At 42.6% G+C, this 23305-nt stretch carries 22 protein-coding genes and 2 pseudogenes; 14 read left to right on the top strand and 10 right to left on the bottom strand.

Annotated elements, in window-relative coordinates:
• Nucleotides 1–291: 291 nt before the first annotated feature.
• From HUN01_RS15250 to HUN01_RS15240, 3 genes are all read left to right on the top strand, one after another.
• Nucleotides 292–531, top strand: a complete 240-nt coding sequence (locus HUN01_RS15250; protein ID WP_181931972.1) for a hypothetical protein — start codon at nucleotides 292–294, stop codon at nucleotides 529–531.
• Nucleotides 532–670: 139 nt separating this feature from the next.
• The gene (locus tag HUN01_RS15245) at nucleotides 671–1579 is read left to right on the top strand and encodes a HEAT repeat domain-containing protein (RefSeq protein WP_181931971.1); all 909 of its coding nucleotides are present in this window, start codon (nucleotides 671–673) and stop codon (nucleotides 1577–1579) included.
• Entirely contained in the window at nucleotides 1570–1944 is a 375-nt protein-coding gene (locus tag HUN01_RS15240; protein ID WP_181931970.1) for a helix-turn-helix domain-containing protein, read from the top strand. Before HUN01_RS15245 ends, HUN01_RS15240 begins: the two co-directional genes overlap by 10 nt.
• Before the next feature lie 51 nt (nucleotides 1945–1995).
• Here HUN01_RS15240 and HUN01_RS15235 read toward each other — a convergent pair whose 3' ends face one another.
• The 4 genes from HUN01_RS15235 to HUN01_RS15220 form a co-directional block, all read right to left on the bottom strand.
• Nucleotides 1996–2604 carry a HEAT repeat domain-containing protein gene (locus HUN01_RS15235; RefSeq protein ID WP_181931969.1) on the bottom strand — a complete coding sequence of 203 codons (609 nt, stop codon included), beginning with the start codon at nucleotides 2602–2604 and terminating at the stop codon, nucleotides 1996–1998.
• 229 nt (nucleotides 2605–2833) lie between these two features.
• The gene (locus HUN01_RS15230) at nucleotides 2834–3328 is read right to left on the bottom strand and encodes a globin family protein (protein ID WP_181931968.1); all 495 of its coding nucleotides are present in this window, start codon (nucleotides 3326–3328) and stop codon (nucleotides 2834–2836) included.
• An 85-nt stretch (nucleotides 3329–3413) separates the two neighbouring features.
• Nucleotides 3414–3971 (bottom strand): globin family protein, encoded by a 558-nt coding sequence (locus tag HUN01_RS15225; RefSeq protein ID WP_181931967.1) that lies wholly within the window; start codon nucleotides 3969–3971, stop codon nucleotides 3414–3416.
• Between the two features lie 362 nt (nucleotides 3972–4333).
• Complete coding sequence (locus HUN01_RS15220) at nucleotides 4334–4504, bottom strand: NblA/ycf18 family protein (protein ID WP_238846266.1); 171 nt, start codon at nucleotides 4502–4504, stop codon at nucleotides 4334–4336.
• Nucleotides 4505–4818: 314 nt separating this feature from the next.
• Between HUN01_RS15220 and HUN01_RS15215 the strand changes: the two genes are divergently transcribed.
• From HUN01_RS15215 to HUN01_RS15205, 3 genes are all read left to right on the top strand, one after another.
• A complete protein-coding gene (locus HUN01_RS15215; RefSeq protein WP_181932705.1) occupies nucleotides 4819–5436 on the top strand; it encodes a phycobiliprotein lyase in 618 nt (205 codons plus the stop codon).
• A complete protein-coding gene (locus HUN01_RS15210) occupies nucleotides 5433–5978 on the top strand; it encodes a hypothetical protein (protein WP_181931966.1) in 546 nt (181 codons plus the stop codon). The genes HUN01_RS15215 and HUN01_RS15210 overlap by 4 nt, the downstream gene beginning before the upstream one ends.
• A gap of 466 nt (nucleotides 5979–6444) precedes the next feature.
• Nucleotides 6445–7212: a phycobilisome rod-core linker polypeptide gene (locus HUN01_RS15205; RefSeq protein WP_181931965.1), complete on the top strand. Its 768-nt coding sequence runs from the start codon at nucleotides 6445–6447 to the stop codon at nucleotides 7210–7212.
• A gap of 240 nt (nucleotides 7213–7452) precedes the next feature.
• On the opposite strand, the gene HUN01_RS15200 is transcribed toward HUN01_RS15205, so the two are convergent.
• The 5 genes and pseudogenes from HUN01_RS15200 to HUN01_RS15185 all read right to left on the bottom strand — a co-directional run bounded on the left by HUN01_RS15200 (nucleotide 7453) and on the right by HUN01_RS15185 (nucleotide 12087).
• Nucleotides 7453–8370 carry an RluA family pseudouridine synthase gene (locus HUN01_RS15200; RefSeq protein ID WP_181932704.1) on the bottom strand — a complete coding sequence of 306 codons (918 nt, stop codon included), beginning with the start codon at nucleotides 8368–8370 and terminating at the stop codon, nucleotides 7453–7455.
• 236 nt (nucleotides 8371–8606) lie between these two features.
• Nucleotides 8607–9257 (bottom strand): Uma2 family endonuclease, encoded by a 651-nt coding sequence (locus HUN01_RS15195; protein WP_181931964.1) that lies wholly within the window; start codon nucleotides 9255–9257, stop codon nucleotides 8607–8609.
• Between the two features lie 175 nt (nucleotides 9258–9432).
• Nucleotides 9433–9786 carry a DUF952 domain-containing protein gene (locus HUN01_RS35395; RefSeq protein WP_238846388.1) on the bottom strand — a complete coding sequence of 118 codons (354 nt, stop codon included), beginning with the start codon at nucleotides 9784–9786 and terminating at the stop codon, nucleotides 9433–9435.
• 171 nt (nucleotides 9787–9957) lie between these two features.
• Nucleotides 9958–10476: pseudogene (locus tag HUN01_RS35390) on the bottom strand (HAD family hydrolase); the annotation flags it as partial.
• A 96-nt stretch (nucleotides 10477–10572) separates the two neighbouring features.
• Nucleotides 10573–12087, bottom strand: coding sequence for a thioredoxin-like domain-containing protein (locus HUN01_RS15185; RefSeq protein WP_181931962.1), 1515 nt, complete (start codon nucleotides 12085–12087; stop codon nucleotides 10573–10575).
• Between the two features lie 78 nt (nucleotides 12088–12165).
• Here HUN01_RS15185 and glsA point away from each other — a divergent pair, with 78 nt between their 5' ends.
• Entirely contained in the window at nucleotides 12166–13095 is a 930-nt protein-coding gene (gene glsA / locus HUN01_RS15180) for a glutaminase A (protein ID WP_420832800.1), read from the top strand.
• Here the strand turns inward: glsA and HUN01_RS15175 are convergent.
• Nucleotides 13072–14754 (bottom strand): hypothetical protein, encoded by a 1683-nt coding sequence (locus tag HUN01_RS15175; RefSeq protein ID WP_181932703.1) that lies wholly within the window; start codon nucleotides 14752–14754, stop codon nucleotides 13072–13074. The two genes, glsA and HUN01_RS15175, sit on opposite strands and share 24 nt — an antisense overlap.
• Before the next feature lie 539 nt (nucleotides 14755–15293).
• Between HUN01_RS15175 and psaA the strand changes: the two genes are divergently transcribed.
• From psaA to HUN01_RS15145, 7 genes and pseudogenes are all read left to right on the top strand, one after another.
• Complete coding sequence (psaA, locus tag HUN01_RS15170; RefSeq protein ID WP_181931961.1) at nucleotides 15294–17552, top strand: photosystem I core protein PsaA; 2259 nt, start codon at nucleotides 15294–15296, stop codon at nucleotides 17550–17552.
• A gap of 134 nt (nucleotides 17553–17686) precedes the next feature.
• Nucleotides 17687–19912: a photosystem I core protein PsaB gene (gene psaB, locus HUN01_RS15165; protein WP_181931960.1), complete on the top strand. Its 2226-nt coding sequence runs from the start codon at nucleotides 17687–17689 to the stop codon at nucleotides 19910–19912.
• A gap of 403 nt (nucleotides 19913–20315) precedes the next feature.
• The gene (locus HUN01_RS15160) at nucleotides 20316–20918 is read left to right on the top strand and encodes a hypothetical protein (RefSeq protein WP_181931959.1); all 603 of its coding nucleotides are present in this window, start codon (nucleotides 20316–20318) and stop codon (nucleotides 20916–20918) included.
• A 154-nt stretch (nucleotides 20919–21072) separates the two neighbouring features.
• Nucleotides 21073–21384 carry a hypothetical protein gene (locus HUN01_RS15155; protein WP_181931958.1) on the top strand — a complete coding sequence of 104 codons (312 nt, stop codon included), beginning with the start codon at nucleotides 21073–21075 and terminating at the stop codon, nucleotides 21382–21384.
• The gene (locus HUN01_RS15150) at nucleotides 21378–21851 is read left to right on the top strand and encodes a DUF7689 domain-containing protein (protein ID WP_181931957.1); all 474 of its coding nucleotides are present in this window, start codon (nucleotides 21378–21380) and stop codon (nucleotides 21849–21851) included. The genes HUN01_RS15155 and HUN01_RS15150 overlap by 7 nt, the downstream gene beginning before the upstream one ends.
• A gap of 160 nt (nucleotides 21852–22011) precedes the next feature.
• Nucleotides 22012–22146 carry a hypothetical protein gene (locus HUN01_RS36105; RefSeq protein WP_257798312.1) on the top strand — a complete coding sequence of 45 codons (135 nt, stop codon included), beginning with the start codon at nucleotides 22012–22014 and terminating at the stop codon, nucleotides 22144–22146.
• 45 nt (nucleotides 22147–22191) lie between these two features.
• A pseudogene (locus HUN01_RS15145) lies at nucleotides 22192–23300 on the top strand (IS630 family transposase).
• Nucleotides 23301–23305 lie beyond the last annotated feature (5 nt).

Genomic DNA, 23305 nt, shown 5'->3' with positions numbered 1-23305 from the left:
CATTGAATTTTTCTCACCGACTTACTTAAAATACTTATCAGAACTTGGAGCAAAAGCTGTAGTTGGGTTCAACTTTTGAAGAATTCCGTAAAAAAGCTTTACCAGTGGTAACTCGATCTGAGAAGATCGGAATATATGCATTTTTCAGCTATTAGTTAGTTGCCTCTTGCCAATTGTTCAGTTTTATGTAAAAGCTAATTACTGGTCTTTAGCGAATAAGCAAATACAAACATTCTTTGGAACACTAAAAACACATCATTCATATAAACACGCATTTAGGAAACAAAACTTATGGATGAAACCTCAGAATTTACAACAACCAATAACGTAACCGCCCAAGATGTAGCAGAAGTCATTGCAGAACTTGAGCAATATCGGGAACGTCTAATCCAAGAAACTACGGAAACAGCAAAACGGGCTAAATTAATGAGAGTAAACGTCATGGCAAAACTAGAGCCTGAGCTTACCAAGATTGATTCTGCTCTCCAGGAACTTCGTAATCAACAGGCTGCCCTGAGTGTCAGCAACTAGTACCGCAAGGCGGAATTAAAAATTAAAAATTAAAAATTAAAAATGAATACAGCATAAGGGTTTCGTTGATTTGGAATGATTGGTTTATTTCCGCCGTGTTGTACTAGTAATTCATTTTAATAATTTAGCTATAAGTTATATGCTCAACTCCGAAACTCAATCCGGGGCTGATTCGTTAAGTCTGTCCCATGCAGAAACTGATGCTTTATTTGCAGCGGTGAGTGAGCAATTAAGCTTAAACACCTTCAACCCAGATGACCAAGAGCTAATACAGCGGATGGTTGAGAGTATGGGGGATTCACGGGGTATGGTTAGGTTGAGTTTCGCAGAGGCATTGGGTAAAATTGGTAAACCAGCGACCCCTTTATTGATGGAAGCTGTGGCAAATCATCCAAACCCAGTTGTGCGGAGAGCCAGTGCTAAAACCTTGACACTCATCGCTGACCCGATCGCAGTTCCCACTTTGGTCAATGCCCTCTTAAATGATGAAGATACCGTGGTCAAAACCTCTGCGGTTGGCGGGCTTGCCAAAATAGGGGAGGCAGCTGTACCAGCGTTGCTGAAAATCTTAGCGTCAACCGAGTATCCAGAAAGTGCCAAAGGTCATGCGATATGGGCGTTGGGATTTATTGGGGCAGAGGCGAAGGAGCATTTATATCGGGAAATTAACTCAGACTCGGCTGAAGTTCGGGCTGCGGTGGTAGGTGCGATCGCTAAAATCGCTCAAGAAGGCACTGAAGAAGGAGCATTTCACATTCTGGTGAACGCTCTCACTGATTCATCGTTAATCGTGCGGTGTGAAGCGGCATCTGCTTTAGGCAGCCTAGCCTATCAACCAGCAATTCCTAATCTGGTTGAGTTACTACATCATGCCGATTGGGAAACTCGAAAAGCGGCGGCTTTAGCATTGATGAAAATTGGCGATCGCACTGCTTTAGAACCACTGCAAGCTGCATTAACTGAGGAAAAAGAAGCGGGGGTTCAGGCAGTGATCAAGTTGGCGATTTCTCAAATTGAGAGACAGTTAGAGGAGGATGCTTGGGAATAAATCGATTATCTGAAGTTGCCCCCAAGGTCATTGAGACGGAAGAGGAATACAATCGCGCCCTAGCTGTGGCAGAGCGCCTAACGTTTTGCAAGAACCGGACTCCAGAAGAACAAGCTCTGCATAAGCTGATAGTAACGCTGATTGAAGCGTATGAGGCACAGAACTATCCAATGGATGAATCTGCGCCGCATGAAATTCTCCAACACATTATGGAAGCGAGTGATACTCGTCAAGCTGACTTGGTGGGCATCATCGGATCGAGCGGCGTGGTGTCTGAGGTTGTGAACGGTAAGCGGTCGATTAGTAAGGCACAAGCTAAGGCACTCGGAGATCACTTCAAGGTGACACCCAGTCTATTCATCTAATGTATCTGGTCTATTAGGATTGATAAAAGTAGTTGTATTTAAGAGCGATCGCTACTCTCTCTTATACTTAATCACCTGATCTAATCGAGGCAAAGCACTGACTGCGGACTCTCTAACATACGGTTCAATAGATTCATCATTTGTCAATGCTGTCAGCACTTCTACTCCTCGGATATCACCCATCGAACCGAGTGCATTGACGATCGCTACAGCCATTGCAACGTTATCTATTGTTTTCAAAGCTTCAGTCAAAACCTCAAAAGCAGGAGAACCAATTTCACCCAGCGCCATCACTGATGCAATATAAACAACGGGATTTTGGTCATTGAGCGCTGTTTTTAATCCCTGTAAGCCCTCAGCCGGGAAAGGAACATCAGGATGGTTAGCAGCAACCTGTGCCAGCGCCTTAGCACAGCTACCCCGAATGGTCGCATTATCGCTATTTACTAATGACTCTACTAGTAGAGGTACAGCATCTATACCAATAGCACCCAGCGCCTTTACCGCAGCTCGACGATAAGTGACATCTTCCTCATCCAAAATGCCCATCAACCGAGGAATGGTATTTTCATCACGGACATCAGCCAGTTCCCACATAGCCCGTTCCCGCAGATTGGGGTTGGGGTGTTTCAACTGTTCAAATAGAGAATCTATTGTCATAAAAGAAATTTCCCTGTTTAAATCCCCCAAGTTCAATCATGAATTACGAATTACGTTAGCGAGTATTCGTTCGCTTTTAGCGTTTCGTAGAGAGCGTCATTACGAATTACGAATTAGTAACAACTGAGGGACTCTTGGTCAGTCACTCAACCAGATACAGGCAAAGCAACAGACTGAGAGTCCCTAAGTTTTAGAGTATGACTATTGCTCGTCTAGTCAATCCGTGTGACTATGACAGGGAGTTGATTACATAGTCGAGGAGAGCGCGGAACTCAACCAAAGCTTGAGGAGACAAGTCACGAGGAGAGCAAGCGCGATCGCGAGTGTAAGTCAACGCGGTAACGTAAGGAGCGGTGGGCAGACCCAAAGAGCGATAAACTTCACGAGCGCCTGCAATACCCCATTCGTCTAGAGGGCCAGTACCGCCCACAACTAAGCTGTAGTTGATCAAGCGTAGGTAATGCTTGATGTCGCGGAGGCACTTGTCTTTTTTGACTTGGGTAGCGCCAGCTTCACCTTCTTGGGTCAAGTAAGGATATTTCTTGAAGGCAGCATCATAAGCTTCCTTAGCTACGTTATCGATACCAGCAGCTAGCTTTTCAGCAGCTTCTAGACGAGCACTAGCACGTTGAATGCTACCTTGAACTGATTCTAGATCAGAGGAGGTTGGGAAACGACCTGCTGCATCAGCAGCTCCAATAACCGTAGTGATAACTGATTTCATTGCTTTTTATACTCCAGATTAGATTTGATCGAGTTTTTATTTCAGTTGGCTTGACTAATAGGCTTTAGGCGTTAGCGATTAGCAATTAGCTCAGAGCAGAAATAACGCGATCGAAGTAGCTAGCAGCTTCAGCAGCTAGAGCAGAGCAGTCGCCTTGAGGAGTGTCCAGTTTGCGGAACTTTTTGCCAGCGTTAGCTTCAGTGTTGGTGTTGGTGATGTGAGCGACGCTGATAGCCTTCAGGATTTGGAAAGCGCGTACAGAAGATCCGGTGGGTACGCCCAAAGCTGTGTAGGTTTCTTTCAGACCGTTCAAAGCACGATCATCCAATACGGAAGAATCGCCAGCCAATAGCGCATAAGTTACGTAGCGCAGAACGATTTCAGCATCACGTAGGCAAGCAGCCATCCGACGGGTGGGGTACAAGTTACCACCAGATTGAATCAAACCTGTGTTTTCACAAGCAATCCCTGCAATGGCATCAGAAACCGCACAGCTAGCGTTGCTGGCGATCGCATTCACTGCATCAAGGCGCTTGTTGCCTTCAGCGATGAAAGACTTAAGGGCTGCCAAGTCAGCACCACCGATAGGAGCGGTTTTGGCATCAGCCGCAATTACAGCTCTGGAAAAAGCATCAAGAACCATGAGTTCTCCTTAATATTCACAAATGGCGGATATTATTTCTGGCGTGTTCTCGATCAGATTAACTGCGAGTAGCCAAACAAAAACATAGGGGATCAATAGTACCCTAGTCTTTACTATGAGAGACAAAGTAATAATCTGTAATATTTAATTTGGGATTGGGGCATGGGGACTAGAGAATCAGTAGTAGGGAAGCAGGGAGCAAGGGAGAAGAGTTTTACTCTCTGCTAAGAAACCCTGCCCATAGAGTCTCTTTCCAATGCCCAATGCCCAATTCCCAATGCCCAAAAAATTAAGACTTACGCGTTTCAATGGAACTCTACCACTGCGTAAGTCTTAAGGAAAAAATCTTATTTTTTAATTGATTAAGCTTGTTTGAGCAGATGTTTGACCAAATTATCTTTTACCATCATCTGCCGTAAGACTTCTAACAAAAAATCCTGAGCCTCTTCTTGACTCAAATTTTTTACCTGGTCTTTCAAATTTTGTAAGCGAAACTGTTGCTCTAAAGTTAGTTCGATAGGGAAGTCCATCATTCACTCCTGGATTGACTGGATCGAATGGTATGTGTTGTTACCGCTAGTGTGAAGGCGTAAGCTGTCATTGACATTGCTTCCTAATAGTCTAGCACTGAGATATTAAAACGTCTACATTGTCAAGCCATAAGAAATAGTCCCCATAAAAGTTTACAATTACACAACGACACGTCCGCCTCTCCCTTTGTAGGGAGTTTATTGAAGCTGACCGCTAATAGCTGTAATGTTTAGAATGTTTATATACCAACAACTGTAAAAAGAAAGAACAAGGAAAACATCATCCGCAGGAGTAATAAGTAGGAGTCAGAAGATTGATAGACGCAATGGAATTTTTTCAGCTAAGTGCTGGTAAGTGGCGATCGCAACGTGCAACTCATCATCTGGCGTTCAAGCGCTCAGAGACGGGAGAATCAGATATACAGGTAGAAACTCTAGATGCCGATCATCCAGAAATCATTGAACTGTGCCAGTATCATGAGATTGACCCCAGCCTTTCAATAGGTGGGTCACGTGTGTGTTGGCTAGGCACTATGGCTTGGGATAGAGAGGGTGAGGAAAACCATCAGGGAAAAACCATATTTGCGATCGTGCCTGATGGCGATAACCCAAGGCAAGGCAAATTACTCCGGGAAAGAGGTTACGCCGAAATAGTGCCTGTAGTCGGTCTTTTTCACATGGATGATGAAGATGGACTGGTGCTGACAACCGAATACGAAACAATGAGTTCCATTGAGCGATTCTGGTTTGCCAGCCCAAATATGCGACTGCGAACCAGTACAGTCAAACGATTTGGCGGCTTCAGTACAGCATCATTTTGTTCTGAAACCCGCATTGATAATTCTGTTGAGGTTTCCAGCACAGCAGAAGTAACAGAAACACAAGGGCCGGATGTTCTGGAAAAAAGACAGTTTTATTCAGTTTTGGGCTGGTGAATTATCTCAAGCAGAGTGATGCTTTTACTCGTGGGCAAGATTACCTGCGTCTGGTACAGGGACTTGCCCTAGAACCGGGTATGGTGGATGTGTTTGATAACCTGCGCGATCGCATTCCCATTTGCACTTGGATCGGTGAAAATATTAACACCGTAAACGCTCAGATAAATGCCTATCTAGAAGTTTGTCATGAGTGCTTTCATCCCCAAGAGCGTCGCCACATCCAAATTTTTGCAGTACCCATAGCTCAATCCTTCGGTATAGATGGGCTGTGCAACATTCTCACAAACCCAACCACCATTTTGGTAGATGTCGGTCGAGTTGCACCTCAAGACTGGTTTGGTGTAGTCGTCCATGAATACGCCCATGCCCATCTAGGAGACTTTGGTCACAATGAGCAGTTTGCTAGTATCCTCTCTCATCTATGTTTAGGACTGGGATTGGAACCACCCTACTGGGAGGTAGGTATGGAGTCAACCTTGCGTAGCTGGCCTTACTGTAAATCAACCATAGATCCCTTGGAATTTTGGATAGGTCACTGAAGGAGGCAGGGGGCAGGAGGCAGTAAGTAGAAACTCTTTATGTCTGATTTTGAGTCCTGCATTTTGTACCTTATCTACTTGAAAACTGCCGTATTATTTCTACCCAATGCCCAATGCCCAATGCCCAATGCCCCATTCCCCAATTCCCCAATTCCCCATTAATTTCTTTTGCTAAATGTTAAAAATTATTGCTCTAGTTCAAAAAGGTGAAACTGAATCTCCTAATCTAAAATATGTGAATAAAGTTTGTTTGGTGATTCACGTAGTCATTTAAGCTGGAAGTCCCACTCCCTTTATTGATTAGCTATGGTTGAATCTAGCGAGCTAATCATTTCTTTGAATTCTGAAAATCACTCTTAGTTAAGTTTCGTGAAATATTATCAGAATTCTGAGGTTCTGATCCAACTACTCCTTTAATATGTGATTAAAAGTTGTTAACTTTAATTAAGAACATGGAGGCTTTAGAGTGCCAATTCCTCTGTTAGAATATGAACCTTCAAGTCAAAACCAGCGTGTAGCTGGATATGAAGTGCCAGGTGATGAACAGCCCAGGATTTTTAATACAGACAATATACTTTCTCCGTCAGATTTAGGTGATCTGATCGAAGCAGCATATCGTCAAATTTTCTTTTATGCCTTTGCTGCTGATCGCGAAACATATTTAGAGTCTCAACTCCGTAATGGACAAATTACAGTGCGGGACTTTATTCGTGGGTTGCTGCTTTCTAATACCTTTAAGAAAAGCTTCTACGACCTCAACAATAATTATCGCTTTGTTGAGCAAGTAATCCAGCGGGTTTTAGGACGCGACCCATACAACGAGCGCGAAAAAATTGCTTGGTCAATTGTAGTTGCGACCAAGGGTATTGTAGGTTTCGTTGATGAAGTACTCAACACCGAAGAGTACCTGAGCAATTTTGGATACTCTACAGTGCCTTATCAGCGCCGTCGGATACTGCCATCTCAATCTGCGGGTGAGTTGCCATTCAACATCAAATCACCACGATACGAAGATTACCACCGTACCAAACTGGGTTTCCCCCAAATCATTTGGCAGGTCGAAGTACGCAGATTCCTTCCACAAGAGCAAAAGCCCAAAGCTGGCGATCCAGCTCTATTCCTGTCTATGGCACAAAGTGTCAATGCAACTGGCAATGCGCCACAAAGGATCTCGTCATTCAACATCGATATCGAAAAGTCTGTACCTTATCGGCAACTGGCAGGAATTAAATAACGATTTTTGATCGGTGGCTGGCTAGTACATCCATTTGATTGATTATTTTATAGCGTGCATAAGTCCTGGGTTATGTAGGAGTTTTATTTAGATATAACTAAGTGAAACAAACTCTATCCCATGTCTGATGCACGCTAATTGTTAATGGGAATTGGGCATTGGGCATTGGGAATTGAGTATGGTTTTTTATCAATGGCTCAATGTATGTGAAATGGAGCTAGTTTCAGGCGTGAGATGAGCTTAAAGTACAGTTCGTCTTTTTAACATCTCCAAAAGTTTTGTAAAGTGGGCGGGAGGAGTAGCTGTCACCTCAATCAACTCCCCAGACAGAGGATGCTGCAATTTTAGTCGCCAAGCGTGTAGTGCTTGACCGGGCAAATTTACCCCCACTGAATGACCAGAACTATAAACTCGATCGCCGACAATTGGATGACCCATTTTGCTGCTGTGGACACGAATTTGATGGGTGCGTCCAGTTTCTAATTGAAAGTGAATCAAGGTGAAGTTACCAAGGCGTTCTAGTACTTGCCAATGAGTGACGGCAGATCGTCCGCCTTGTTCAACGGATATAATTGCCATTTTCTTCCGGTCTTGGGGATGGCGACCAATGGGCAAATCTATGGTGCCACTTTCAGTTTTTGGCGCACCGTAAACTACGCCCAAGTATTCTCGCCGTGCAGTTTTTGCTTTGAGTTGTGCTTGTAGGTGATGATGGGCAATATCTGTTTTAGCGATCGCGATCGCTCCCGTTGTATCCTTATCCAATCGATGGACAATTCCGGGACGTTGGACTCCGCCAATTCCTGGTAAATTGGGACAGTGAGCCAATAAAGCATTTACCAAAGTGCCATCTGGATGACCGGGTGCTGGATGGACAACTAAACCTGCGGGTTTGTTGAGAATAAGTAATTGGTCATCTTCGTAGAGAATATCTAAGGGGATATCTTCTGCTAGTAGTTCCAGGGGTTGCGCTTCTGGTATTTCTAGAGTGATGCGATCGCCTAGCTTGACATTGATCTTCTTAGATGTGCAAACTTTGTCGTTAAGTTGGACGTTACCCTGTTCAATTAACTGTTGGATGCGAGAACGGGATAAATCTGGTAATTCTTGGGAAAGGAAACGGTCAAGGCGATCGCCTTTAGTGTTGATGCAGTGTATCGTACTCTTAAGGGGAAGCAAGCTAGGTAAAGCATCCTCCAGTGGAGTTGATAAGCGATCGCTATTTTCTTGGATTTGTAAATTAAATTCGGTCACAATTACTCTATATTAATTCCCCTTCTTTAAGTAAAGCGCGGAATGCCTTTAATTTGGCGGTTAGAAATCGCGTCTACCCAGGTAAAACCTTGATTTGACTTTAGCGGACAAGAGTTCGTGTACCCGCAAATGCTATTGCCTTAGCTGCCTTGTATTTGTTCTCTTACCGATTGTCGAAACGCTCTAAGTGCTGAACTCATTCCTGTAGTTCGCGCCATTTCCACAAACAGGGGAATGAGTTCCATGATAGAAAAAGTAGGAAATGTGGGGCTGATGAGAGACTTCACATATTGTTCACCTTGCAGCAAGCTAATTTCTAGGTTTTTGTTTTCATATCGCCAAATTTCAGGTACTCTTAACGCTTCGTAGGCACTAATTTGGGTTTTAGAGGTGACATCAATTTCAATCGCCAAATCAGGAGGAGGATCAACAGTTAGGTCGATCCTGTCTTTCCCAATCATTAGCTTATAGTTTTGAATATAAAAACAATCATCAGGTTCAATACCTGCACTTATATCTTTTCGCTTAAAGGTAGTTGAACCTAAAGACTCCCAATTGAGATCGAGTTCATCTAACAAAGCTTTCACCAAGTCTCCGATGATTACCTTAGATCGCTCATGTTCTGGTAATGGAGCCATAATTTCTAACGTTCCTTGGCTGTATGCTATTCGACTCCCGCGATGTTCCCCTAACTCATTGAGAATTGCTTCAAATACTTGCCAACTCACATCTTCCAGTATTATTCTTTGCCCTGGTGGAACTCGAATTTGGCTGAGTTGAAGAGTAACCATAGGATGTTAGTTGTTAAATAATTTTATTTTTACTCAAATTTGATATGAGCGAAAAGGGAATTTTCCCAAATTGGATGTAGCAAACGCCCCAAAAGCGATGGCTTCGCCAACGCCAAGGGCGAACGCTTAAATTCTTTCCATCTCTTCTCCTCTGTGTCCTCCGCGCCTCTGCGGTTCATAATTCTAAATTTATAACTTCTTGCGGCAACTCAAATAAACCATCTTTCCCAGCTTCAAAATCAATCACCTGATACACAGCATCAATATTTAATTCACCATAAATATGAGGAAATAATTCCCCTATTTCAGCAGGTTCATAGCGAATTTCAGCTTGTACTTTTTCAGAATCAATAAAAAGTAGTACTAATTCTTTTTGATTATCAAAAAATCTCTTGGCAACCTTGAGTATTTGCGTTGATTTTGAACAATGTATAAAACCTTCACTGTCTAACGAATCAGCGCGATATGTACCGAGATTTTTTGCTTGTTGCCATTGTTGGCGTTTGGTAATGTGGAGAATAGTGTTCATAGAAAATCTAGGGATTTCTGCATCTTGTAATATTGTCATGAAGTCATCTAAATTGGTAAAGTCTTGAATAACTTTTGTAGCGCCTATATTTATTAATATATTATTACCTATTCCAATAAAAGCAATACTCAACTGATAGGCTGCTTTTACATCCCAAACCCCATCGCCGATAAAAACAACTTTCTGAAATTTTTCAACTTGATAAAGATTCTCTGCTTTGATAATAGCTGTTTTAATAATATCTTCTCGCGAAAGTGCATCATTAGCTGAGGCTAACGGAATGCCTTCTATTTCTAAGTTGGCTTTTTGAAGTTTTAGTTTAGCAGACTCACGCCAACCACCAGTTGCGATCGCAACACACCAATCAGGGTATAACTGTAATTTAGCTAATACATTTGCAGAACCAGGTATTTCGCTGAATAAATCTTGGTTATTAATATACGCTTCTTGGAGTAGACTAACAAAACGCGCTTTGATTCTGATTAACTCTTCATCTGAAGGAAGACGTTTTAATTTTTCTTTGAAAATTTCTTGGGTAATTCCCGAATCTGTGGTGTATGAGTATTCAGACCAATTTGTATGTACACCAAAAATTCCAAATTCTAATGCAAAAGCACGTTTAAAACAATCTTCATCAACTTTGTAGGTATTTGTCAGTGTACCATCAATATCAAAAATTACTAATTGCATACAAGCGATCGCTCTACAAAATTCTTCTTTAAAATATCACGCTTAGACACTCCAGATGCAGAGCTTTTCTTTGTGCTTTTGCATGAGGTTATGATTCTATAAATTCGGCGGAATACAAACATCTGGCGCACATAACCCAAGAAACTCTAGGGTTGTCACCTCAAAAGTATTCAAATCTACGCGACGGATAGAGTGATTATTGGTATCAGCAATATATAGATATGAATCCATAGCACTCAATCCTGAAGGTTCAAAAAAGCGGCTATTCTTACCTTGACCATTTTGTAAACCAGCAAAACCATCTCCCAAAACTGTTTGACAATTCCCACTAGGACTAACTAATTTAATTTTATGGTTATAGGTATCTGCCACCCACAGAAAATTCTGGGCATATTCCACTCCTAAACAGTGCTGCAAACGGACATCTTCACCTTGTCCATCTACATCGCCAAAACCAAATAAACCGCCACTACCGCAAACAGTTCGTACTTGGTACGGTTCGACAATTCCCACACCACGAATTGAACTAACTTCACTGTCAGCTATATATAATTCTTGCCCATTATTAGTAATACCACTAGGTTGAGCAAAAGCAGATTCAGTAAGTGAACCATCAATACACGCTTCTGCACCAGTACCAGCATAAGTTTTGATAATGCCAGTTTCTAAATCCATTTCCCAGATTTGATGCGGCCCAGCCATTGCAATAAATAAGGTATTTCCTACTTTCACTAAATCCCAAGGGGAATTCAGCGCGGTTTCTAAACCAGCACCGCCATGAGGATGGATATTGTGGCTTTGTTCACCAATTCCTGCAATAGTTTCAACTACTTGGCCCTTTAAATCAACTCGCCGCAATGCATGATTTTCTGTATCAGCAACATAAAGAATCTCATTTTCGGTATCAAATACCATTCCCTGTGGTGCAAAAAATTGCGCTTCGTGAAAAGCACCATCGGTTAAACCTGATTTTCCAGTACCAATTAAGTGCAAAATTTCTCCATCAAAGCTACTCACAACCAGGCGGTGATGTCCAGAGTCAGCGATGAATAAATCGGCTTGGGTAGCTAGAACTTTACCAGGAAAAGCTAGGGGTGTGATTAATGGTTGACGCTGTTTTTCTAAAGTCAAGCTGATTTCTTGAAAATTAATTGTGCCTTTGTTTTGGTGTTGCTGAATTAACTTTTGAATCAACTCGTCTAAAGTGTCACGGTTTCCTTCACCAGAAATCTGGCCAATCACGTAACCTTCTGGATCAATAATTATTAACGTAGGCCAAGCACGCACAGCATACTCTTGCCAAATCCGAAAATCTCTGTCAACTACAACTGGATGTTCAATGTCGTAGCGCAGAATAGCTTGGCGGATATTTTCTGTTTCTTTTTCATTTTCAAATTTGGCGGAGTGAACGCCGATAATGGTAAGGCTATCTTTATATTTTTTTTCTAAATATTTCAGGTTTGGCAGAATATGTAGACAATTAATGCAGCAGTATGTCCAAAAATCTAAAATTACGACTCTACCTTTGAATTGTTTAAGAGACAAAGACTTATCGGTATTTAGCCAAGAGTAATTTTGTGGTAATTCTGGCGCTCTAACACGGGGAAGCATAATAATTCGTAATTCGTAATTCGTAATTCGTAATTAATAAATGCAAGCTTTATGCTTATTGACTATATGTAATTTAAGGTGGCTGTATCTGTTGTGGAAGGATTGGAAAAATTAACTAGTACGGAGTTATCAGTTTGGGTAGAACAAGCTAAATTCCAGGCTAAACGGGGACGAGTTATTGATCGCATTCCGCAATTAGCTAAAGCTGATCCTGGTTGGTTTGCAGCCCATATCTGCTGTGAATCGGGAAAAAATATCATTTTTGGGGATATAGCTTGCATTTTCCCGCTAATGAGTGTGATTAAGACATTTTCTCTCCTTTATCTGCTGGAACATTTTGGAGTAGAAACGGTTTTTAAGTGGGTTGGGGTGGAACCATCGGATGCACCCTTCAATTCTTTAGAACAATTAGTTAGCGATCGCGGCCGCCCCCGTAACCCGATGATTAATAGTGGGGCAATCACCCTCGCTGATAAGTTACCAGGAAAGGATGCTAATCAACGCACTCTTTTATTTTGTCAATGGCTCAACCAATTAGCAGGTTGCAAATTAAGCTTAGATGAGGTAATGCTGGCTTCAGTGCGATTAACCCGCTCAACAGCCAATGAAGCGATCGCAAATCATCTTGCCGAAGCTGGACATCTAGAAAATATTGAAACAGCACTTGACACCTACGAGCAAATATGCTGCATATCTGGGCAGGTTGAAGATTTAGCCTTGTTAGGAAAACTTCTAGCTTGTGAAAATAACTTTTTAAATTCACAAAACCGCCGAATTGTCAATGCTGTGATGTTAACTTGTGGACTGTACGAAGCTTCTGCCGAGTTTGCAGTCAAGATTGGTTTACCGATGAAATCAGGGATTGGTGGTGGACTTGTAGCAATAGTACCAGGTGAGGGAGCGATCGCTTGCTACAGTCCTGGGTTGGATAATATCGGAAATCCTGTAAGTGCGATCGCATTTGTTGAGGCTTTAGCGCAAGAGTTACAGTTGAGTATTTTTGGTTAACTCTGGTTTTTCTGCTTCGGGAGCGCTTATTTTAGATAACGGCGTTGATTCAGGAGTTGGCGTTACCTCCGGCTGTGCTTCTGGTGCTGGAGACTCGATAATCTCTGGCAGCGTTGGTGGCAAGGTAGGAGATGGCGCAACTGTTACTTGTGGAGTTGGTGTCTTGCCCGTTTGACGGTTAAAAAATCCGCCAAATTTAGATTTTTTTGTCTGAGGGACAACTTTTTCGGGTAACGGCGTTGATTCAGGAGTTGGCGTTACCTCTGGCTGTGGTTCTGGTGTTGGCGTAATTATTTCTGGTACTGGAGACTCGATAATCTCTGGCAGCGTGGGTGGCAAACTAGGAGATGGTGCAACTGTTGTTTGTGGTGTGGGAGCTTTACCAGCCCCACGGTTAAAAAATCCGCCAAATCTAGGTTTTGTTGGCTGGGGCGTAACTTTTTCGGGTAACGGCGTTGATTCAGGAGTCGGCGTTACCTCTGGTTGTGGTTCTGGTGTTGGCGTAATTATTTCTGATGGTGTCGGGGATAAGGTAGGAGATGGTACAGCCGTTGGAACTTCCAATTTTGGTTTTTCTGGCTGTGTTTTAGATTCTTTTGGAATTTCCGTTTCAGGAATGGGCTGTTTTTCTAGCTTCGGTTGTATTTGGGGTGTTTTTTCAACAGAAGGCGTAGGTGTAGTTTTAGGTGCAAGTCTATAATTCGGGTCTACAATGCCCCGCACCTCATCTGCTGTGAGTTCTCCTCTCACAATTTTTGATAAAGTGTCTTTACCCTTTGGCTGGTAGTCAATCAACCGGACTGTGGTATTAAAGGCATTTTTGAGAGGATTTCCCTGATTATCGAGAAATTCTAACTTTATCCAGTTTTTACCAGTTTGGAAGCCTTTAAGATAAACAGCTTGCCAGCGATCGAAAATAAAGCTTTCACCATTAATTGTGACGCGGATACGCCAATCACTAAATCCGTCGTTAGTGTTTTCCTTCTCAACCAGGTGTAGGGGAGCGTTAGTTAGATAAAAATCCAGTAATATTGGCTCTGCCCCATAGCTGCTTTGAGGACGGCTGTAAGTTAGCAGGGGTAATTTAGGATCTGGGTTGTTGTCGTCGGTTTTGGTAAAGACGTGAAATGTTGTCTGGGCATATGCGCCATCATTCTTAAAGCTTTCATGCCAAGGACGAGAAGCGAAGACGCGCAGGGTATGAGTACCTGGAGACAAGTCTGGCAAAACCAAGGGCTGATTCAGGTCGTAAACAGGTATATAAGGTTGATTATCCAGAATTACGTGTAGATGTTGCCCCAGTTGTAATTGTGGATCTTTAAATATTGGTAGATCCTTAACCTGAAAACTGGCTGTGATTTTATCATCTTGGAAAACTTCATCAGATTTTGGAGTAACAATTGTCACTTGTGGCTGATAAACTTCCAAAATTGTCCGCAGTTCTTGAATAACAGATGGTGGGGAAACTTCCGAAAATTGCTTTGAAATTTGAGAAATCTGTGGAGAGTTTTCTCTATAGCTATTAGATACTTCTTGGCTAGCGACTTTCTCGCCGCAACTGGTCAAGCTTAATACCAGCAACAATGTCATTATCCACCTGAGAATCGGGAACCTCTCAGGGAGGAGCTTCTCTAACACCCTTTTCTGCCACGAGTTCATGCGTTGCACCCAGTGATAGTCTTCGACAATTGACAGATTATTTTGGCTCAAACTGTCCATCTGGAACTATAGCCCAAAAGGTGAAATCTACCTCACATCGCCGAAGTTTTCCTGTGTCTATTTCAGTAGATTTGAAAATAAGTCATACTTTTTACAGCTTTTTACTTACAACAATGGAAAGATGACACAAATGTTCATGAGTAATAGAAGTAAAAGCTGGAACGCCCAACGCATACAGCAAAACCATAAAACTTACGAATTGTTATTCTTTGTAAATTAAAATGGTTAATCTATTGACTTTTAGACAAATAGTTTGAAGTTAAAAGGCAGATAAGGCGGGAATTCCAGCAATATTCCACCAAGTTTGAATTATTGTTAAAATATCTCCAACAAAGTGCAGGTGAAGACTCTATAATTCAACGAGAAACAACTCTCCACATAGGGTCTTCATCGCGGCTTCAGTAAAATTCTGAGTATCCGGTAATGGTTCACTTTGTGGTATTCATGATTCCTCATTCCTTATCAAGAGAGGAGGTCAAATGACAATAAGTCCTCCGGAGCGAGAGGAAAAAAAGGCAAGAGTAATCGTCGATAATGACCCAGTTCCAACCTCATTTGAGGCATGGGCAAAACCTGGACATTTTGACAGATCCTTAGCCAGAGGTCCCAAAACCACCACATGGATTTGGAACCTGCACGCACTCGCCCATGATTTTGATACACATACAAGCGATTTAGAAGATATATCCCGCAAGATATTCTCAGCCCACTTCGGCCACTTAGCCGTAGTGATGGTTTGGTTGAGCGGGATGATTTTCCACGGCGCGAAGTTTTCTAACTACGAAGCTTGGTTAAGCGACCCGTTAAACGTTAAACCAAGTGCCCAAGTTGTTTGGCCCATTGTCGGGCAAGACATTTTAAACGGTGATGTTGGCGGTGGTTTCCACGGTATTCAAATCACCTCCGGTTTGTTCCAAGTATGGCGTGGTTGGGGGATCACAAACTCCTTCCAGCTTTATGTAACAGCGATCGGTGGCTTGGTATTAGCAGGCTTGTTCCTATTTGCCGGCTGGTTCCATTACCACAAACGCGCTCCCAAACTGGAATGGTTCCAGAATGTGGAGTCGATGCTGAATCACCACTTGCAAGTACTGCTAGGTTGTGGTTCCTTGGGATGGGCAGGTCACTTAATCCACGTGTCCAATCCGACCAACAAGCTTTTGGATGCAGGTGTTGCTCTCAAAGACATCCCCTTGCCCCACGAGTTCATCTTGAACAAAGACTTGTTGACCGAGTTGTATCCCAGCTTTGCTGCTGGTTTAGCACCTTTCTTCACCTTGAACTGGGGTCAGTATGCTGACTTCCTGACCTTCAAGGGCGGTCTAAACCCAGTAACAGGCGGCTTGTGGATGACTGACATTGCTCATCACCACTTAGCGATCGCAGTTCTCTTTATCGTTGCTGGTCACCAGTACCGTACCAACTGGGGTATTGGTCACAGCATTAAAGAGATTCTAGAAAACCACAAAGGTCCTTTCACCGGTGAAGGTCACAAAGGTCTCTACGAAAACCTGACCACATCTTGGCATGCTCAGTTGGCTACTAACTTAGCCTTCTTGGGTTCGCTGACCATCATCATCGCGCATCACATGTACGCGATGCCCCCCTATCCATATTTGGCAACTGATTACGCTACGCAGTTGTGCATATTCACTCACCATATTTGGATTGGTGGCTTCTTAATCGTTGGTGGAGCGGCTCACGCTGCTATCTTCATGGTGCGGGATTACGATCCAGTTGTGAACCAAAACAACGTGCTGGATCGGGTAATTCGTCACCGGGATGCGATTATTTCTCATCTAAACTGGGTGTCTATTTTCCTCGGCTTCCATAGCTTTGGACTTTACATCCACAACGACACAATGCGTGCATTGGGTCGTCCTCAAGACTTGTTCTCTGATACAGGGATTCAATTGCAGCCAGTATTTGCCCAGTGGATACAAAATATCCACGCCTTGGCTCCTGGTACAACTGCACCCAATGCCCTAGAACCAGTTAGCTATGTCTTTGGCGGCGGTGTCTTGGCTGTTGGCGGTAAAGTGGCAGCTGCACCCATTGTTTTGGGCACAGCGGACTTCCTAATTCACCACATTCACGCTTTCACCATTCACGTCACCGTCCTAATTCTGCTCAAAGGTGTGCTGTACGCCCGTAGCTCTCGTCTGATTCCAGACAAAGCAAACTTGGGCTTCCGCTTCCCTTGCGACGGCCCCGGTCGTGGCGGTACCTGTCAAGTCTCCGGTTGGGATCACGTATTCCTCGGACTTTTCTGGATGTACAACTCCCTGTCTATTGTAATTTTCCACTTCAGCTGGAAGATGCAATCAGATGTTTGGGGAACCGTAGATGCAGATGGGACTGTAACTCACATCACTGGTGGTAACTTCGCCCAAAGCGCCATTACCATTAACGGTTGGTTACGAGACTTCTTGTGGGCACAAGCTACACAAGTCATCAATTCCTATGGCAGCGCGCTATCTGCCTATGGTCTACTCTTCTTAGGCGCTCACTTTGTCTGGGCATTCAGCTTGATGTTCCTGTTCAGTGGTCGCGGCTACTGGCAAGAACTGATTGAGTCCATTGTTTGGGCGCATAACAAACTGAAGGTAGCACCAGCAATTCAGCCTCGCGCTCTGAGCATTATTCAGGGTCGGGCTGTAGGGGTAGCTCACTACCTCTTGGGAGGAATTGCCACAACTTGGGCATTCTTCCATGCACACATCCTTTCAGTAGGGTAGCAATCAGTTGTGGAGTGCTGAGTGCTGAGTGCTGAGTGCTGAGAAAATACTCAAAACTTGGTACTCAGGACTCAAAACTCAGGACTCTAAACGCTGGTATTTGATGGCTAAAGGTCAGAGGATTTATTAAACCTATGGCGACAAAATTTCCGAAATTTAGCCAGGATCTCGCACAGGACCCGACGACTCGTCGGATATGGTATGCGATCGCTACAGGCAACGATTTTGAAACCCATGATGGCATGACGGAAGAAAATCTTTACCAAAAGATTTTCGCAACTCACTTCGGTCACTTGGCAATCATCTTCCTGTGGGCATCCAGCCTCCTGTTCCACGTAGCCTGGCAAGGTAACTTTGAACAGTGGATTAAAGATCCCCTTCACATCCGTCCCATCGCCCATGCGATTTGGGACCCCCACTTTGGTAAACCAGCGATCGAAGCTTTTACCCAAGCAGGCGCTAGCAATCCGGTAAACATTACCTACTCTGGTCTTTACCATTGGTGGTACACCATCGGTATGCGGAATAACGGCGAACTGTACAACGGTTCAGTGTTCTTGCTATTATTCGCTGCTGTATTACTGTTTGCTGGTTGGCTGCACTTGCAACCCAAGTACCGTCCTAGCTTGGCATGGTTTAAGAGCGCGGAACACCGCCTAAACCACCACTTAGCAGGTTTGTTTGGTGTTAGTTCATTGGCTTGGGCTGGTCACTTAATTCACGTTGCTGTCCCCGAAGCTCGCGGTCAGCACGTAGGTTGGGATAACTTCCTGAATACCCCACCCCACCCAGCCGGTTTAACACCATTCTTTACAGGCAACTGGGGTGTTTACTCTCAAAACCCTGACACTCCTGGACATATCTTCGGGACATCGCAAGGTGCAGGAACTGCAATTCTGAGTTTCTTGGGTGGTTTCCATCCCCAGACAGAAGCTTTGTGGCTGACTGACATAGCTCATCACCACCTAGCGATCGCAGTTTTATTCATCGTTGCTGGTCACATGTACCGGACAAACTTTGGGATTGGTCACAGTCTCAAAGAAGCATTAAATGCCAAGAGTTTCTTTGGTATTCCAGTTGAAGGCCCGTTTAACCTACCTCACCAAGGTATCTACGACACCTACAACAACTCCCTGCACTTCCAATTGGGTTGGCACTTAGCAGCGCTAGGTGTTGTTACTTCCCTGGTAGCGCAGCACATGTACTCCATGCCTTCCTACGCATTTATTGCGAAGGACTACACAACTCAGGCAGCGTTGTACACGCATCACCAGTATATTGCTGGATTCCTGATGCTTGGTGCTTTTGCTCACGGAGCAATCTTCTGGGTACGTGATTACGATCCAGAACAAAATAAAGGCAACGTACTTGACCGCGTGCTGAAGCACAAAGAAGCGATTATTTCCCACCTTAGCTGGGTATCCCTTTTCTTGGGCTTCCACACCCTTGGTTTGTACGTACACAACGACGTAGTAGTTGCTTTCGGTACTCCTGAAAAGCAAATCTTGATTGAGCCAGTATTTGCTCAATTCGTCCAAGCTGCAAACGGTAAAGTACTATACGGTTTAGATACTTTGCTATCTAACCCAGATAGTATTGCTTACACAGCATGGCCTAACTACGCTAACGTTTGGCTTCCAGGCTGGTTAGATGCCATCAATGCTGGTACTAACTCCCTGTTCTTGACAATTGGCCCTGGCGATTTCTTGGTACACCATGCGATCGCTTTAGGTCTGCACACCACCACCTTGATCTTGGTTAAAGGTGCTTTGGATGCCCGTGGTTCTAAGCTGATGCCCGATAAAAAGGACTTCGGCTATGCCTTCCCTTGCGACGGCCCCGGTCGTGGCGGTACTTGCGACATCTCAGCATGGGATTCCTTCTACCTCGCTACATTCTGGATGCTCAACACCATTGGTTGGTTGACCTTCTACTGGCATTGGAAACATCTAGGTATTTGGCAAGGCAACGTAGCTCAGTTTAATGAGAACTCTACATATCTCATGGGCTGGTTCCGCGATTACCTCTGGGCTAACTCTGCTCAGTTGATTAACGGTTACAACCCTTACGGCGTGAATAACCTGTCTGTCTGGGCTTGGATGTTCTTATTTGGACACCTAGTTTGGGCTACTGGCTTCATGTTCCTAATCTCCTGGAGAGGTTACTGGCAAGAGTTGATTGAAACCCTTGTTTGGGCACACGAACGCACTCCTCTAGCTAACCTAGTTCGCTGGAAAGACAAGCCCGTTGCTCTGTCAATTGTTCAAGCTCGTGTAGTTGGTCTAGCTCACTTCACTGTTGGCTACATCGTGACTTACGCCGCGTTCTTGATTGCTTCTACTGCTGGTAAGTTCGGTTAATTCCGCTACTAGTTTTGTAGATAAGTAATAAAAATCCCCTGCCGCAAGGTGGGGGATTTTCTATAGTGGTCATAAAGCCTGTGTGGTTGGTTTAGCTCACTTCACTGTTGGCTAACCTATGTCTTGATTTACGCAACATTGTTGATTTTTCGACTGCTGGTAATACTGCATACTGCGGTTTCAACCTCATCTTCACCTGATTCCTAAACCGAGTAGTATAGTATTGGACTGCTGGTAGATTTGGTTAATATGGCTACTAGTGTTGTAAGTATATAATTAGAATCACTACCAAAAAATCGGATATTTTTTAGTCAGTAATTTAAAGGTTAAGAAAACAAAATGGATCAACAAGAAATAGACAAAATCCGACAGCAGCATCTTGCTGGACAATGGCCTAAGGATAATGCTACTGCCTGGTCCATCTGGGACAAATATAGTTTATGGAGCGACTCCAGAATTTGCTTTGAGCCGTTTGGACGAAAATGTACATCCTGAACTATACATTTTTGTAGAAGACAGAGATTCGGAAATATTTTTACGCGAAATACTAGCAAGTAATCCTGATTCAGCAGAACTGCTTACACGTTTGGCAATAGTTCCTGTGGGACCATCCAATGTTGTTCAAATCATGGGGAATCTTGCAAAAAATAATAAATTGCCCTACAAATCGATTGCTGTACTGGATGGAGATGTTGTATCTAACGGTAGTTGTATAACTCTTCCTGGAACTGAAGCTCCTGAACGTGTTGTTTTTAAAGAACTAAAACAACTCGCATGGCCAGATCTTCCAGCTAGATTTGGAATTGGAGCAGGCACACTTCTGACATACCTTGATGACTCCATGTTAGAACCTGATCATCATAGGTGGACATCAATGGTTGGTGATCGAGTGATTAAAAGTTCAACAAGCGTCTGGGAAACTCTTGTGAATCAATGGTGCAAATCTTGCTTAAATAATGATGTGAGAGAAGCGTTGTTTAGGGAAATTAATAATGCACTAACTTAATAAATATTATTTAGGTTTTGGTTATGACTACTGAAAATCCGCTTGTTTCATAGAAACGCTTGGGTTAACTTTGTCAGATAAAAATTAAGTGTGATGATCATAACCTCACTGTATAGAGCGATCGCCTAAAATTAACTTAGTTATAAGCAGCAATATGGAAGAACTGCAAATCTCAGAAATAGAAGCTACGTTTACAACGCTTGTTAAGCAATGGCGTGAAGAAACTTTTGGGATATCATCTACTAACCAAATGTCGATGCACCCTGCATATCAGCAAATTATCGGCATGGGAAAACCTGTAATCCCACTTTTGCTTAGGGAACTGGAAAATAAATCTGGACACTGGTTCTGGGCATTAAAATCCATCAGTAGAGAAGATCCGGTTCCTCAAGAATATAGGGGAAAAGTAAAGGAAATGACTAAAGCTTGGTTGGAGTGGGGTAAGCAAAGAGGATACAGGTGGTAGGTAATAACGCTTGGGTTAAGTTTGTCAGAGAAAAAATTGAGCGTGATTATCCTAACCTCATAGTCTATGGATACAAACTTACCAGCCCAGATACAATTGATTACAACTGTGTTGCTTGGGCAGCAGAGGATGATGAAACATGGTGGTGGCCAGATATTCAACATCAATTTTATTGGCCATTGAGTGTTCCCAGAGAAGAAACTATAGAGGCTTTTCAACAGGCATTTGAAACACTTGGTTATGAAGTTTGTCAAGGTGATGTTTTAGAAGAGGGATTTCAAAGAATAGCCATATATGCTAATTCCAATAAAGTACCAACTCACATTGCTAGACAACTACCTACTGGTAAATGGACAAGTAAGCTTGGATCACTTGAAGATATAGAGCATAATAATTTACAAGGGCTAACTGGAAATCCTGGTTATGGTGAAATTGCCTGTATTATGAAAAAATCAATTTCAGTGTAGAAAATATTTAGCACAATCTAATTACCAGGCTAATTAAAAGTCTGAAGCTAATATACTCCTCTGCGTTACTTTGCGCTTTACTCTGTGTCCCTTTGCGTTAAAAAATAACTGTTAAAATTAAATCCTTGAACAATACCAAAACAAGTTAATTTTATAAATTTTGCAAGAAGAACCAATAACACCACCAAAAGAAATAAATTTTAATCCTTTTTATACCCAGCAGAACGGAGCAGCATATTTAGGTGATAGCCTTAAACTTATTAAATTTATTGATGATAAGCTGTTACGCAGCTAGATTGTATAATATTAGATTAAGTAATTAATTTAGTATCAGCCATCTATGCCAGCAAAAAATCATCTTTCCCAAGAGCAGAAGGAAAGGCTACTAAAAACGCTAAAAGAGCATGAAAATCCCTACGTAAGAGAAAAGATTCTGATTTTATTATTAATGAATGATGGAAAAACTTATCAAGAGATTAGTAAGTTTTTAGATATTGCATATCCAACAGTAGCATATTGGGCAGTTCACGGCGATCCAGATAACCTAGAAAGTTTTTTAGATGGAAGAAGAGAAGGGAACTTCCGCAAAGTTACCAAAGAATATGAGGATTTATTATTAGAAATAATTGAAAAAGAGCCACTAGAGTATGGGTATGAATTTGGTCGTTGGACAGCAGCAAGACTAGCTACATACCTCGAAAAGATAACAGGAATTAAGTTAAGTGGTTCACAAGTTGGGAGAATATTAGAGCGAAAAAAAGTACGTTTACCTTTGGGCAAAATACAGCCTAGAGGACAAACAGAATCCTGAAATGCGTAAGGCATTTAAAGAAAAATTGTCAGAATACTTAAGAATAACAAAGGAAGCCCCAGAGCGTTTACAGGTATGGTTTTGGGATGAGAGTGGATTTAGTTTAAGAGTGATAAGAAGAAAAAACTGGGGGTAAGAAAGGTACAAGGAAACAAATCACAGGTCAAAGAAGAAGAGGAAGAGTAAATATTATGGGAGGGTTACGTTATCACGACAAGAAGAGAATGAATTTTGTGATTAAAAAAGGAAATGCCGATGTATTTTATGAGCAGCTTCAATCTTTGAATAATTTTCTATTGCAAGAATGGATAGAGCAAGGAAATAGAATTGAGACTTTCAATAAATGTTCTGCGAAAATAGTGATTATCTTAGATAATGCCAGCTTCCATAAAAGAAAAGATATTTTAGTTCGTATCAAGGCAGAAATGCCAAATATTATCCTGGAATTTCTACCACCTTATAGTCCAGATTATAATTTGATTGAATTGGTTTGGCATTCAGCAAAAGAATATATAGCTCATAGATTGTTCGAGTCAGTATCACAGCTAGAAGAGTTGTTAAATAAATTGTTAAATGAAGGAGGTCTTATTATTAAATGGGAACGCAAAATTAAAAATAAAGGTAATGCTGTTTATTAAATTTA

The sequence above is a fragment of the Nostoc edaphicum CCNP1411 genome (assembly GCF_014023275.1).
Classification (GTDB): domain Bacteria; phylum Cyanobacteriota; class Cyanobacteriia; order Cyanobacteriales; family Nostocaceae; genus Nostoc; species Nostoc edaphicum_A.
Note: the sequence above shows the minus strand (reverse complement) of the source record. Positions and strands in the feature narration are given on the sequence as shown.

Bases quoted from the DNA above. Each gene is read 5' to 3' on its own strand.
- HUN01_RS15235 (WP_181931969.1), bottom strand. From the start codon at position 2,604: ATGACAATAGATTCTCTATTTGAACAGTTGAAACACCCCAACCCCAAT.
- HUN01_RS15230 (WP_181931968.1), bottom strand. From the start codon at position 3,328: ATGAAATCAGTTATCACTACGGTTATTGGAGCTGCTGATGCAGCAGGT.
- HUN01_RS15175 (WP_181932703.1), bottom strand. From the start codon at position 14,754: ATGAACTCGTGGCAGAAAAGGGTGTTAGAGAAGCTCCTCCCTGAGAGG.
- HUN01_RS15250 (WP_181931972.1), top strand. From the start codon at position 292: ATGGATGAAACCTCAGAATTTACAACAACCAATAACGTAACCGCCCAA.
- HUN01_RS15195 (WP_181931964.1), bottom strand. From the start codon at position 9,257: ATGGTTACTCTTCAACTCAGCCAAATTCGAGTTCCACCAGGGCAAAGA.
- HUN01_RS15225 (WP_181931967.1), bottom strand. From the start codon at position 3,971: ATGGTTCTTGATGCTTTTTCCAGAGCTGTAATTGCGGCTGATGCCAAA.
- HUN01_RS15245 (WP_181931971.1), top strand. From the start codon at position 671: ATGCTCAACTCCGAAACTCAATCCGGGGCTGATTCGTTAAGTCTGTCC.
- HUN01_RS15185 (WP_181931962.1), bottom strand. From the start codon at position 12,087: ATGCTTCCCCGTGTTAGAGCGCCAGAATTACCACAAAATTACTCTTGG.
- HUN01_RS35395 (WP_238846388.1), bottom strand. From the start codon at position 9,786: ATGAACACTATTCTCCACATTACCAAACGCCAACAATGGCAACAAGCA.
- psaA (WP_181931961.1), top strand. From the start codon at position 15,294: ATGACAATAAGTCCTCCGGAGCGAGAGGAAAAAAAGGCAAGAGTAATC.
- psaB (WP_181931960.1), top strand. From the start codon at position 17,687: ATGGCGACAAAATTTCCGAAATTTAGCCAGGATCTCGCACAGGACCCG.
- HUN01_RS15155 (WP_181931958.1), top strand. From the start codon at position 21,073: ATGGAAGAACTGCAAATCTCAGAAATAGAAGCTACGTTTACAACGCTT.
- HUN01_RS15220 (WP_238846266.1), bottom strand. From the start codon at position 4,504: ATGATGGACTTCCCTATCGAACTAACTTTAGAGCAACAGTTTCGCTTA.
- HUN01_RS15160 (WP_181931959.1), top strand. From the start codon at position 20,316: ATGCTACTGCCTGGTCCATCTGGGACAAATATAGTTTATGGAGCGACT.